General features: G+C 69.7%; 11 protein-coding genes. 2 read left to right on the forward strand and 9 right to left on the reverse strand.

Features of this window, described 5'->3' with window-relative positions; genetic code table 11:
- Positions 1-176: 176 nt before the first annotated feature.
- Together OG556_RS32560 and OG556_RS32565 are read right to left on the reverse strand one after the other, a co-directional pair.
- Positions 177-770: a fasciclin domain-containing protein gene (locus tag OG556_RS32560; protein WP_371522477.1), complete on the reverse strand. Its 594-nt coding sequence runs from the start codon at positions 768-770 to the stop codon at positions 177-179.
- A gap of 191 nt (positions 771-961) precedes the next feature.
- Positions 962-1,465: a GNAT family N-acetyltransferase gene (locus tag OG556_RS32565; RefSeq protein ID WP_063350778.1), complete on the reverse strand. Its 504-nt coding sequence runs from the start codon at positions 1,463-1,465 to the stop codon at positions 962-964.
- 278 nt (positions 1,466-1,743) lie between these two features.
- Here OG556_RS32565 and OG556_RS32570 point away from each other — a divergent pair, with 278 nt between their 5' ends.
- Positions 1,744-2,346 (forward strand): hypothetical protein, encoded by a 603-nt coding sequence (locus OG556_RS32570; RefSeq protein ID WP_371522479.1) that lies wholly within the window; start codon positions 1,744-1,746, stop codon positions 2,344-2,346.
- A 274-nt stretch (positions 2,347-2,620) separates the two neighbouring features.
- Complete coding sequence (locus OG556_RS32575; RefSeq protein WP_371522481.1) at positions 2,621-3,865, forward strand: MFS transporter; 1,245 nt, start codon at positions 2,621-2,623, stop codon at positions 3,863-3,865.
- A 42-nt stretch (positions 3,866-3,907) separates the two neighbouring features.
- Here OG556_RS32575 and OG556_RS32580 read toward each other — a convergent pair whose 3' ends face one another.
- From OG556_RS32580 to OG556_RS32610, 7 genes are all read right to left on the reverse strand, one after another.
- On the reverse strand, positions 3,908-4,552 hold the full coding sequence (locus OG556_RS32580) for an ATP-binding protein (protein WP_371522483.1): 645 nt from the start codon (positions 4,550-4,552) through the stop codon (positions 3,908-3,910).
- A 93-nt stretch (positions 4,553-4,645) separates the two neighbouring features.
- The gene (locus tag OG556_RS32585; protein ID WP_371522485.1) at positions 4,646-5,506 is read right to left on the reverse strand and encodes a DUF3592 domain-containing protein; all 861 of its coding nucleotides are present in this window, start codon (positions 5,504-5,506) and stop codon (positions 4,646-4,648) included.
- A 181-nt stretch (positions 5,507-5,687) separates the two neighbouring features.
- On the reverse strand, positions 5,688-6,767 hold the full coding sequence (locus OG556_RS32590; protein WP_371522487.1) for a hypothetical protein: 1,080 nt from the start codon (positions 6,765-6,767) through the stop codon (positions 5,688-5,690).
- Positions 6,768-7,061: 294 nt separating this feature from the next.
- Positions 7,062-7,544: an SRPBCC family protein gene (locus OG556_RS32595; RefSeq protein WP_371522489.1), complete on the reverse strand. Its 483-nt coding sequence runs from the start codon at positions 7,542-7,544 to the stop codon at positions 7,062-7,064.
- 259 nt (positions 7,545-7,803) lie between these two features.
- Positions 7,804-9,291 (reverse strand): FAD-binding protein, encoded by a 1,488-nt coding sequence (locus OG556_RS32600; RefSeq protein WP_371522491.1) that lies wholly within the window; start codon positions 9,289-9,291, stop codon positions 7,804-7,806.
- A 356-nt stretch (positions 9,292-9,647) separates the two neighbouring features.
- Positions 9,648-11,207 carry a flavin-containing monooxygenase gene (locus OG556_RS32605; RefSeq protein WP_371515391.1) on the reverse strand — a complete coding sequence of 520 codons (1,560 nt, stop codon included), beginning with the start codon at positions 11,205-11,207 and terminating at the stop codon, positions 9,648-9,650.
- Positions 11,208-11,224: 17 nt separating this feature from the next.
- On the reverse strand, positions 11,225-12,112 hold the full coding sequence (locus OG556_RS32610; protein WP_371515390.1) for a class I SAM-dependent methyltransferase: 888 nt from the start codon (positions 12,110-12,112) through the stop codon (positions 11,225-11,227).
- Between the last annotated feature and the right edge of the window lie 668 nt (positions 12,113-12,780).

Below are 12,780 nucleotides of genomic sequence, written 5' to 3' on the forward strand. Positions count from 1 at the left end.
CCCTGCTATTGGCCTATTGGAATGCCTCGGCCGGGTCTTGCGGGCGGCGACGGAGTTGCTGTTCCTGTCCCGGAGGACTCCGGCAGGAGCTCTGCCCGGAACGACGGGTCGGGGTGGGGAGCAGCCGCCGCGACCCGCGTGTAGACGTCCCGATTCGCTCAGTGCGTTCAGCTCGTTCAGTCGAACGCCGGTACCTGGTCCAGCACCGCCAGCCGCGCGTTCGCCGTCCGGATGCTGCCGCAGACCACCTGCGCACCGCCGATCCGGTAGTCGTCCCCGCTGCCGGTCGCCTTGATCACCGCACCCTGCAGCGAGGTGTAGGACTTGTCCGCCAGATCGGCCTTCCGCAGGTCCCGGACCACGATCAGGCGGCGCAGCAGGTCGCTCGCGCCGGGCTGGGCGCCCAGGGCCTTCTTCTGGTCCTCCGGCAGTTTGGCGAAGGCCGCGTCGTTCGGGGCGAAGACGGTGACGTTGTCCATCGAGTCGAAGACGTCCTTGGCCTTGGCCGTCTTGATCAGTGAGGACATCGCGCTAAGGTCCTTGGTCTGGTCGATCGCGGACAGCACCGGGATGCCGCCCATCGAGGCCAGGCTCCCGGGGCCGTCGGCCGGCAGCGCGGCGCAGTTCGGGCCGAACGCCTGCTCCGGCGGGGGAGGTGCGGCGACCGCCGGAGCGGCAGCGTCGCTGCCCACACCGGTGCAGCCGGCGAGCGGCACGAGGGCCAGCGCGACGGCTGCGGTCAAGACGGGGCGGGTCGTGCGACGACGCATGCGAAGTCCTCCTCAAGGGGGCGAACCGGCCTATCCGGGCTGAATACGCTCAGATAGTGACACGGGAACGGGACGATCCCCGGGACTGACCTCACCTGACCACCCGTCACCGGATCGGCGCCGGGCTCCGGCGGACCGGCCCGCCCGGGCGACGGGCGAGCCGAACGGGCTGTCCTCGCCCGGACCTCCCGTCAGGGGGTGAGTCGGAACGCCTCCAACTCCATGCCGTACCAGCGGGTGGTGCGGCCCAGCGCGGTCATGCCGAGCCGGTGGCAGACGGCCAGCGACGGCCGGTTGTCCGGCCGGACCACCGCGTGGATCTCGGCCAGGCCGTCCGCGAATCCCTTGGCCACGGCGCCCTGCGCGGCCTCGGTGGCGTAGCCCTGCCCCCAGCTGTCCGGATGGAGGTGCCAGCCGACCTCGACCTCTCCGTCGCCGTCCGGGATCGGGATGAGCAGGACGGAGCCGGCGACCACGCCGGTGTCCTTCCGTTCCGCCGCCCAGGTGCCGAAGCGCGGGTCGGCCGAGCGGGAGCGGAAGCGTTCGATCGCCGCCTCGGCGTCAGTGAGGTTTTCCAGGGTGCGGGGATCGCGGCCCAGCCACTGCGTCACCTCCCAGCGGGAGTAGATGTCGAGTGCCCGCTCGCGGTCCTCGGGCTGCCACTGGCGTATCGTCAGGCGATTGGTCGTGAACATGGACGTGATTCTGCTCCGACTGACCTGCGGGTGCCAGGCGCAGGCGCTTTCGGCATCGACCGCGCGGCCTCCCCGCAGGGCTTCCACCCCGCAGCCTCCACCGCCCCGACCGGACGGGCTCCCGTGCGAAGGGCGACTTTGGGCCAAGATTGCCTGTTCGTGTGATCGGCACATTTTGTGCACACTTCCTCCCCGTAGGGTGTGGCCGTTCCATCCCGGGTTCCCCCGTCAACGGGCCGCATCGTGCTGCCCGCCGCTAGGACTGGAGTGAATTGACCATGTCTGAACGCCACTTGTGGAAGCACCTGACAACTGCCGTCGTCCGTAGGGGAGTCGGCGCCACCCTGGGCGCCCTCGCGCTGATCGCGGCCTTCGTCCTTGCGGGCACCGCCGCCGGGACGTCGAGTGCGGCGGCCCAGCCGGCCGGCTGGGGCGGCCCCGGCAAGTGGGCCTGCTCCGGCGCGCCCGTCCAGTCCGGATGGGTCATCACCATCTACGACCGGACCGGCTGCAACGGCTCCGGTTCCTGGTACCAGGAACCGGTCAAGGACGGGATCTGGACCTGTTCGGGCTCGCCGATCGTCCCCGGGTACGTCATCACCGACCACATCCAGACCGGCTGCAACGGCATCGGCTCCTGGCGGCACAACCTCCCCAAGGACGGGATCTGGACCTGCGGCGGATCGCCGGTCGTCAGCGGCTACGTCATCACCGACTACATCCGCAACGGCTGCAACGGCGTCGGGTCCTGGCGGCACAACCTCGCGCGCGTCGGCCTGTGGACCTGCCCGGGCTCGCCCATCCCGGCCGGCTTCCGCGCCACCACGTACAGCGCCGGCGGGTGCAGCGGCCTCGGCGCCTGGGCCCTGATGCGCGCCTGACCCCACCCGCCCGGCCCGGAGGCACCGTGCACTCGTCGTGCCGGTGCCTCCGGCACGCTCCCACGAAGGCAGCTGGTCGAAGCCGTCGAGGAGAGTTGGTCGACGCCGTCGCCGTCGACCCGCACAGCGTCGAGATCCGCGCCGGCCCATCGTGTCCACACAACGGATGGTTGTGCCTTCCCGGCGGATCGGTTGTTTGATCCGGCCATTCGCCATCCGCTTTGATGCCGGTGGTCAGCGGGTGGTTGTTCGGATCGGCGGAAGGCGTACGGGCATGAACGGGCGGCGGGCACTGGGACGACGGTTCGGATGGCTGTGGGCGGCGTTCGCGGTCAGCTCCTACGGCTCGGGGCTCGGATTCGGTGCGTTCCCCCTCCTCGCGATCGTCGTGCTGCACTCCGGACCGACCCAGGTGGCGCTGCTGTCCGCCGCGGGGCGGGCGGTGGGGGCCCTGGTCGCCGTTCCGCTCGGTCCGTGGATGGAGTTCCGGCGCAAACGGCCGGTCATGATGGCGATGGACCTGATCCGGTTCGCGGTGCTGCTGAGCGTCCCCGCCGCGTTCGCGCTCGGCCGGCTCAGCTTCGCCCAACTCCTCGTCGTCTCCGTCGTCACCGCCGCGGCCGACATCGCCTTCAAGGCCGCCAGCGGCGCGTACCTCAAGACGCTCGTGCCACCCCAGGACCTGCTCGTCGCGAACAGCCGGTTCGAATCGACGACGTGGACCGCCACCACCGTCGGGCCACCGCTCGGCGGGGCCGCCATCGGACTGTTCGGCCCGGTGGTGACCGTGGTCGCCGACGCCCTCAGCTACCTGCTCTCGGCCCTCGGCATCCGCGCCATCGGCGGCACCGAACCGCACCCGGCGCCGACCGGCGCACCGCGGCTGCGCGCCGGGGACCTGCTCGAAGGGTGGCGCCACATCCTCGCCCACCCCACACTGCGCCCGCTGTTCCTCAACGCGATCGTGGTCAACGGCCTGATCATGGCCGCCGAACCGCTGATGGCCGTACTCCTCCTCGGCCGGCTCGGCTACGCGCCCTGGCAGTACGGCCTCGTGTTCGCCTCCCCCTGCGTCGGCGGCCTGCTCGGCTCACGCCTCGCCCGCCCGCTCGCGACGCGCTTCGGACAGCACCGGACGCTGCTCACCGCCGGAGTGCTGCGCGCGTGCTGGCCCATCGGGCTGGCGTTCGTCCAGCCCGGCACCCCCGGGATCGTCCTCATCGTCACCGTCCAGCTCGGGCTGGTCACCTGCTGCGGCCTGTTCAATCCGCTGCTGGCCACCCACCGGCTCGAACAGATCGACCCCGACAAGCTCTCCCGCACCCTCGCCGCATGGTCGATCAGCAGCAGTGCCGCCATCGCGGCCCTCACCGCCCTGTGGGGCCTGCTCGCCGCCACCACCAGCCCCCGCACCGCGATCGCCGCCGCCGGAGTCCTCCTCCTCGCCACCCCGCTGCTGCTCCCGCGCCGCGCGAGGACGCCCCGGAAGGCAGGGGAGCAGGCCGCGAGCCTGACCTGAGGCGCGGGAGCCCGGACGGCTGCCGGTCGAGTATCTCGGACGTCAGCGCGGCCCGCGGCGGTCGTCGAGCTGGACCTCCAACTGCGGCCAGGTTGCGGCCAGGCGTGTCAGGTCGTCCGCCGTCGGGGTGGTGAGCGTCGGGCCGGTGAGCGAGTTCACTGGTGCGCTCGGCTTGAAGTGGACCAGTGTCCCGGTCGTGCCGTCCACCTCGACGGGCTCCAGGCCGGTGACGGGGACGCCGAGTTCGTAGCGCTGGGTCCAGGCCCCGTTGAGACGGCGGTTGGTGTGGACGAGCCAGTCGCTGAGCGCCGCCACGACGGACATGCCGCGCCGGGGATGACCGTCGGGCAGCACTTCGGCCTGCGGGAAGTCGAAGAACCGGAGGTCCTTCGTCGCCATGACCGGCTTCTTCACACTCCGGCCCCGCTCGTCCTCCCGGGTGTCGGTGCCCCGCCCGTCGTCCCTGACGGACAGCGAGCCGTCGGCGTGGAGAACGAGGACGCAGCGCCCGCCGCCGTTGCCTGACGCTTCGTCGGCCGCATAACCGAGGACTTCCAGGACGAGGTGCCACGCTCCGCCCGGAGCGAACTCCGCCGGGCTCTGCCTGATGCGCGCCAGATGGTCCGCATCGACGGCGCTCGACCAGTCATGTGTGGTGTTGACCCACTGGGCCCTCGGCTCATTCATCGGGCCAGGATGCCGCAGGCCGACGACGGCTGTGGGACCGGCCCCGTGACTGAGGACGGTTCGCGGGCCGATGGGCGCCACGGCCGTCGGGCGTCAGAGCAGGACCGCTCCCGCGACTGCCGCCGACGCCGTGACGAGAACGCCCACGATGCCGCTGGTGACTCCGCTCCTCCAGGACCGTTGTGAGGCCGCGAGGTCCGGGGTGAAGTCGGCCGGGTCGGCGGGGGAGTAGTGGATCGTGACGTTCCGGCCGTACGAGTTGGTGGGGTCCGGCAGGCCTGAGAAGCAGTAGGCGATGACGGCCGCGCCCTCGTGGGTGGTGAAGGCGACCACCGGCGTCTGGCTGGTGGACGTGTAGCCGTCCTCGTCGGTGCGGACGCTCCTCACGACGGCGACCACACGGCCCGGCACGGGAACCATCGCGGCGAGGGTGTCGAACCGGCTCCGCGCCCGGCGGACATCCTGGGGCAGGGAGCACGCGAGGAACACGCTCCACGGCGCGCCGACACCGATCAGGGCCCACGGCCAGCCCCAGTCGATCGCGGCGACGACCACCAGCCCGACGTAGATCAGGAACACCGCGAAGTTCGGCCAACCGAGCCCGTAGCGGCCGGCCCGGAGGCCGTCGGTGAATCGGAAGGCGTCCGGTCTTCCGGGCGGATAGCGGATCCCGATCTCCCGGCCCGTCCAGGCCGTGTTGATCCTGTCGCCGCAGTCACCGTCGTTCGTCACGGTGAACTGCTGCCCGGTGGAGGAGTCCTGGAAGGTGGCGACGATCGCTATGCCGTCCGCCTCGGAACCTCTGTGCCGCGGCTCCTGCACCCGCTGGATCCGCCCCGTCACCCGGACCGTCCGCTGGGCCCGGGTCACCCCCGCCAGCGACCGCCCGTACCCGAGCAGCGCCAAGGTGCCGAGCACCCCGCACCAGAGCGCCAGATAGTCGTGCCAGCCCATGCGTCCTCCTCCTGTCCCTCCGGGTACGGTCCGCCGGGGTCTTTTCGCTGCCGTGGCAACCCGTCGCGTGCAGGATCTACCACGTTCGGGCCGGTGGGGAGCCGCAGCCGCTGGCCCAAGTCGGGCGGTGGAAAGCAGTCTTGATGTCGAAGCGCGTTGAGCGCGGGTGAATCGCGGGTGATCAGCGTGCAGGGGTGCGTCGCACCACCTGGCCCTCACCGTTCGCCTCCAGCGAGGCACTGCCCTCGGGCCCGGTCACGCCGACCCTGACCGTGAGGGAGCCGGCGAGGTGGTCGGCGGTGATCTGCCAGGACGTCGGGGAGTGGACACCGAGCGTGGTTTCGGCCTCCTTGACCAGGGCCGGGAACCGCTCGTAGGGCAGGGACAGCGGATCGAACTGGGGGGCCTTCGTGCCGCTCGGGGAGAACACGACCGACAGCACGCGCTCCTGCGCGAAGACGGTGATCGCCTGGCGCGGATCCTTCCCCTCGGTAAGGGAGTTGATGGCCTTGCGCAGTTCGCCGTCGTCGAGGAGCGACTGGTCCGGCCCGAGGGAGACCGTGCCGGTCCCGGACGACACCACCGTGGTCGACCACGTCGAAGTGACCGTCGGTGCCGGAGAGGCGGAGTCCTGCTGCTCGAACAGGTCCACGTGGAACAGGAAGACCACGGCAGCCGCGGCGAGCAACAGGCCGAAGAGTCCGACGAAGCCGGTCGAACGGCCCTCGGAAGGCTCGGTCACCCTGGTCGACTCGGGAGCCGAATCCAGCTGAGCGCCGGCCGCCCGCTCCTCCCACTCCGGGATCGGCCGCTTCACGATCCTTACCTGCCAAGGCCTGTCCTGCGGATACTTCACCACCAGGACGCCGCGCGGTCGGTAGTCGGGGAGGTCGACCAGATTGATGTCCTGAGTGATCCCGACGCGGAAGGCCGGCCCGTCGTCCGGTGCGACGGTGAGATCGAATCGCACCGGCACCTCGCTCGTCTCACCCCCGACGGCGTGCCGACTCTCGATCACCGCGAGCGCCGTCCGGGGCACGACCTCCGCCTCCCGGGCCCGCCTCGGCGCGCCGGCGAGGAGGAGCAACAGGCCGTAGACGACGGGCAGTCCCAAACCCCCGATGAACAAGGGCACCTTTTCGACGACCACACCGACGACCAGCGCGGCCAGCGAGCCCCCGATCACGGCCCCCGTCAGGAAACTGCGGGCGAGGGCGACCGGAGTGCTGCGCGGGGGCGGCGCGCTCGTGGTGATCGTCATACGGGCGATTGTGCCGGGCCGGGGTGACAGCCGGTAGGCCTGGGGCGGGCGTTGTTCGCGCGGGGCCGGCGGTGCGCGGAGTGGGACGGCTGCCAGGAGCAGTCGGAGAGACGGGCGGAGGGCTGCGTGCGCTCCCCGAAGGGCAGGTCCTGGGTCGTGCCCGTCGCGGGGGACGGTTTCGACGGGTGGCCCGGTTCGCCAGCTCCCGCGGTCGACTTCACGGGAGTTGGCGGTGAGCAGGTGGTCTGTGCGCGAGCCGCGAGCTCCTGGTCGGGTACGAGGTGTGGCGGGTGGCTATCGGATGTTTGTGTTTGTTGTGTGTGTGAGTTGGTGGTTGAGGTTGGTGAGGGCGTTGTGGGTGGCTTTGGTGTGTTGGGTGGGGATGGTGTGTTTGGGGAGGAGGGTGGGCCAGCCGTGGGGGGTGGTGGTGAAGGTGATGGTGAGTTTGGTGTGTTGGTTGTTGTGGGTGGGGGTGAGGGTGTAGGTGGTGGTGCCGGTGAAGTGGCCGGTGTGGGTGGTGGTGAGGGTGTGTGGGGGGGTGATGTGGGTGGTGGTGGCGGTGAAGTGGATTTTGGGTCCGGGTTTGGTGTGGCCGTTGGGGTGGACGGTGATGTGGGTGGTGCCGCCGGGGTGTTCGGGGGTGGGGTTGCCGGGTTGGTGGGTGTTGTGGGGGGTCCACCAGGTGGTGGTGCCGTTGAGTTCGGCGATGAGGTGGTTCCAGACCTGGTGGGTGGGGGCGTGGATGACGGCTTCGTTGACGAGGTCGTAGGTGTGCATGGTGTGGTCCTCCTGTCTTTTTCCGGGTTCGTGGTGTCCTGAGTTATTTTTTCTGGTTTTGGTATGTATTTCTTTTTTCCGCTTTTAGCCTGCGCCTGTGCGCCTGTGCGCCTGTGCGCCTGTGCGCCTGTGCGCGTCTGTGTCTGTGTTTCCGTGCCTGCGTGTCTGTGCCTGTGCCTGTGCCTGTGCCTGTGTGCCTGTGTTTGTGCGTGCGTGCTTGTGCCTGTTTCTGCTTCTGCGCCTGTGTGTTGTGTTGTTGTTAGGGGAAGATGTTTTGGCCGGGGGTGAGGGTGTGGGTGGGGTCGTATTTGTGTTTGGTGTTGGTGAGGTTGTTCCATTGGGGGCCGTAGTGGTTTTTCCAGTCGGTGGGGGTCATGTGGGGGATGGCGCCGACGAGGTAGCGTTTGGCGCCGAGGGTGGTGGCGTGGTCGTAGAGGGTGCGGTTGTGGGTGAGTTGGGTGGTGGGGTTGGTGTCGGGGTGGGGGAAGGTGAGGAGGTCGAAGAGGTAGGTGGTGGGTTCGTTTGGGGTGATGGCGTAGGGGTGGGTGAGTTTGTTGGTGGGGAAGGGGTAGAAGAGGAGGAGGCCTTGGCCGAGGGTTTCGGGGGTGAGGAGGGGGGTGGCGTAGGTGATGAAGTTGGCGGCTTGGGTGGCGGGGAGGAAGAGGCTGAGCCAGGGTTTGGGTTGGTTCCAGTAGCCGAGGTTTTTGAGGTTTTGGGTCCAGGTGTCGGCGCGGTAGGTGTATTCGCGGTAGGTCTGGTCGGTGGTGGTGGTTTGGTCGGGGTTGGGGTTGAGTCCGGTGAGGAGGGGTGTGGGGTTGGGGGGTGTGGTGCCGTTGTAGTAGGTGGCGGTTTCGATTTTGTAGAGGGGGGTGGTGTCTTGTTGGGGGATGATTTCGCCGACTTGGGTGTGGAAGCGGCCGTCGTTGAGGATGGTTTGTTGGTCGGTGAGGTAGGTGGTGAGGTTGTTGTAGTAGAGGTTGAAGACGAGGGCGCGTTGGGGGGCGGGGATGAGTTTGACGGTGGCGCGGATGATGATGCCGAATTGTCCGGCGCCGGCGAGGGCGGCGTGGAAGAGGTCGCGGTTTTTGGTGGGGGTGGCGGTGAGGAGGTGGCCGGTGCCGGTGATGATGTCGATGGATTCGACGGTGTCGGCTTGGAGGCCGTGTTTTTGGACGGTGTTGCCGATGCCGCCGATGCTGATGGTGCCGCCGATGGAGAGGTGGAGGTAGTCGGTGAGGCAGGGTGGGGTGAGGCCTTGGTTGAGGGCGGCGTCGGTGAGTTGGGCCCAGGTGACGCCGGCGTCGACGGTGGCGTTGGTGGGGGTGATGGTGTGGATGCGGTTGAGGGTGCGGGCGTCGATGCTGATGCCGCCGTTGGTGGAGGCTTGGCCGTAGTTGGAGTGTGATTCGAGGTCGTTGTCGGTGCCGCTGCGGCCGTTCATGGCGACTTTGAGGCCGTTGCGGCGGGCGTAGTTGATGATTTTGATGATGTCTTGGTCGGAGCCGGGTTTGAGGACGGCGTGGGGGGTGTTGGTGGTGAGGCGGCCGAAGTCGTGGCTGAATTCGGTGAGGGTGGTGGTGTCGGTGGTGAGGGTGCCGTCGAGGGTGGGGATGGGGGAGAGGTGGCCGTGGGTGGTGGGGGTGTTGGTGGTGGCCCAGGTGCGGGTGGTGGTGTTGTAGGCGGTGATGAGGGCGGTGGTGGCGGTGGTGGTGAGGAGGGTTCGTCGGGTGAGGTTGGGGTTGGGCATGGGTTTCCTGTTCGGGTAGTGGGTGTGTTCGGGTGGTGTGTGTTTGTTCGTGGTTGGGTGTCTGATGGTGTGATGTTCGGGGGTTGGTGGCCGGGTGGGTGGCCTGGTGGTGGTTGGTGTGTGAGGGCGGGTGGGTGGGTCCTGGGGGTGGGGGGCTTGCTGGGTCCGTGTGGGTGTTCGGTTGTCGGTCGTGTGTGCGTGCGGTTTCGGTGGGGTGTCCCGGGGTGTGGGCCGGCCGGGCGGCGGGGTCCGTGGGTGGGCGGGTGCCGCCCGGCCGTGTTGGGTGTGCCTGTGTGGTTGTCCCGTGTGCCCGTGTGCCCGAGCGTGTGTGTCCGGGTGTGCGCGCGTGTGTGGGGTCAGGGGGTGGTGTGGGTGACGGTGGCGCGTTGGTAGTTGAGGAGGTCGAAGCGGCGGGTCTGGCGGCGGAAGCGGTAGGTGTAGGTCGGCCAGATGGAGGGGTTGTTGCCGTGCTGGTCGGTGTACCAGCTCCGGCAGCCGCCGGCGTTCCAGACGGTGTTCTTCAGGCGGGCGGTGAGGGTCTGGTTGTAGGTGTCCTGGGCTTCGGGGCGGACCTCGACGGAGGTGATGCCGTGGGTGTCGATGGTCTTGAGGGCGTCGACGATGTAGGCGATCTGGGCTTCGATCATGACGGTCTGGGAGGAGTGGCCCAGGGTGGTGTTGGGGCCCAGGAGCATGAAGAGGTTGGGGAAGCCGTGGACGGTGGTGCCGCGGTGGGCCTTCATGCCGTGGGTGTGCCAGGTGTCGCGCAGGGTGGTGCCGTCGCGGCCGTGGATGCGGCGGGCGACGGGGCGGTCGGTGGCGGTGAAGCCGGTGGCCAGGATGATGGTGTCGACGGTGCGGGTGGTGCCGTCGGCGGTGGTGATGTGGGTGGGCCCGATGTCGGTGATGGTGTCGGAGACGATGTCGACGTTGGGCTGCTGGATGGCGGGGTACCAGGTGTTGGAGAACAGCAGGCGCTTGCAGCCCACCGTGTAGTCGGGGGTCAGGCGCTCGCGCAGGGCGGGGTCGGCGACGGACTTCTTGAGGTGGCCGGCGGCCATGTTCTTCATGCCGGTGGTGCGGCCCGGGCGGGACATGAAGAACGCGACGATCTCGCGGCCGTTCTTGTTGAACGCGCGGCGGAAGCGCTGGTAGCCGGGCAGGTGGCGCAGCATCCAGGTGTGGCGCGCGGTGTTGGGCTTGTCGGGTTTGTGGGCGACCCAGGGCGGGGTGCGCTGGTAGAGGTCGAGGCGGGCGACCCGGTCCTGGATGGCGGGGACGAACTGGATGGCGGAGGCGCCGGTGCCGATGACGGCGACGTTGCGGCCGGTGAGGTCGTGGTCGTGGCGCCAGCGCGCGGAGTGGAACACGGTGCCGGTGAAGGTGGACAGGCCCGGCAGGTCGGGGACGGCGGGCTCGGACAGGTAGCCGGTGCCGGTGACCAGGATCTGCGCGGTGTAGCGGCCGTGGGTGGTGTGGATGCGCCAGTGGCGGTGGTCGCCGTCCCAGTGGGCGTCGAGGAGTTCGTGGCCGTAGCGCAGGTGGGGTTCGACGCCGAAGCGGCGGGCGGTGTCCTTGAGGTAGGCGTGGACTTCGGCCTGGGTGGCGAAGGTGGACTTCCACTCCGGGTTGCGGGCGAAGGAGAAGGAGTAGAGGTGGGCCTGGACGTCGCAGGCGCAGCCGGGGTAGGTGTTGTCGCGCCAGGTGCCGCCGAGGTCGGTGGCGCGTTCGAAGACGAGGAAGTCGTCGGTGCCGGTCTGCAGGAGGCGGATCGCGGTGCCCAGGCCGGAGATGCCGGCGCCGATGATGGCGACTTTGAGGTGGCGCACGGCGGTGGTGTCGGGGTGTGCGGTGGCGCCGGCGGGTTCGGGCTGGTCGGCTCCGGAGGGGGCGGGGTGTTCGGCGGTGGTGGTCATGGCCGGGGTGTCCCCTTTCAGGCGCGGCGGGTGAGGGTGACGCGGAAGTTGTTGAAGATGTGGTCTTCGAGGGTGTAGGCGAAGATGTCGAGGTAGCGCTCGAAGCGCTGGACGGTGGTCTCGTCGGCCATGGCGACGGCCTCGTCGCGGCGGGCGGCCAGGAGCTCGAGCCAGGCGCGGCAGGCGCGGGCGAACGACTCGGGTTCGTTGCGGATCTCGGTGACCTCGAAGAGGCCGTCGAGGCCGGCGGCGAGTTCGGGCAGGCGCGGGATGTGGCAGCCCTCGAACTCCTCGCGCTGGAGGAACTTGAGGTCGTCCAGGAGCTGGCGGCGCAGCGGGGGGTTCTCGACGGTCATGGTGTGCAGGACGAAGCGGGCGCCGGGCTTGAGCAGGGAGTGGACCTGCTTGAAGAAGACGCGGTAGCGCTGGGTGCGCTCCTTGGGGGTGAGGGAGGAGAGCACGAAGTGTTCGAGGGCGTTGATGCAGAACGCGGCGTCGTAGGGCTCGCCGTCGGCCTTGTGGTCCTCCCAGCTCTCGACGCGGGCGTGGATGGCGGGGTTGTCGAGGGCGGCGACGAAGTCGGCCTGGGTGCGGGAGAGGGTGACGCCGACGGCCTGCTGGACGCCGTGGACGGTGGTGAGGCGGTTGAGCATGGTGCCCCAGCCGCAGCCGATGTCCAGGACCTTGGCCTTGCCGGCGGCCTGGGCGAGGTCGGTGAAGACGTCGAGCTTGCGTTCCTGGGCCTCGTCGAGGGTGGCGACGAGGTCCTCGCCGTCCTCCCAGTAGCCGCCGGAGTACATCATGGTGGGGCCGAGGATGAGGCGGTAGAGGTCGTTGCCGACCTCGTAGTGGTGGCGGATCGCGTCGACGTCGGGGTTGATGGAGCGGGTCTCGGCGGTGGTCATGCGGGTGTGCCCCTGTTCTGATGGCGGATCGGGTGGACTGGACTGGACTGGACTGGATCGGGTTGGGCCGGGCCGGGTCCGGCCGTGTTCGGCCGGGCCCGGTGGTGCGGGTGGTGCGGTTGGTGCGGGTGTCCGGTGGCGCGGCGGCGGCGGGGCCGCGGCGGGGCCGGGGGTGCCCTCGCCCCGCGTGGACGGCCGTGCCGGTGACGGTGGTCGGTCCCGTGCGGTGCGGGCGTTCGCGCGGGGTGGGGGCGGTCGGCGCGGGCTGGCGGTGCGTGCGGCCCCGGTGCGGTGAGGCCCGGTGCGGTGGCCGGCGGCGCCGTGCGGTGCGGTGTCCGCGTCGCGGTGCGCGGTGGTGCGGTGCGGGGTGGTGCCGTGTGGTGCGGGCTGCCCCGTCCCGTCCCGTCCCGCCGCGGTGCGTCGCGGTGCGGTGCGGTGCGGTGCGGTGCGGTGCGGGGTGGTGGGTGTCGTGCGTGTGGGTGCGGTGTCTCGGGTCAGGTAAGCGCGTGTCTCGCAAGCGGCGCGCAAGCGTGGGCGGGGGGCCGGGGTTGCGGGGCGTTTGCGTGGGGGTGGGTTTCATGCGGTTTCGACAAGACACGCGGCCCCCACGGCCTTCCCGGGTTTCTCCCCGGGGGGTCCGCCCGGGTTCCGTCGCGGTGCCTCCCGTG

Source organism: Kitasatospora sp. NBC_01300 (genome assembly GCF_041435235.1).
Classification (GTDB): domain Bacteria; phylum Actinomycetota; class Actinomycetes; order Streptomycetales; family Streptomycetaceae; genus Kitasatospora.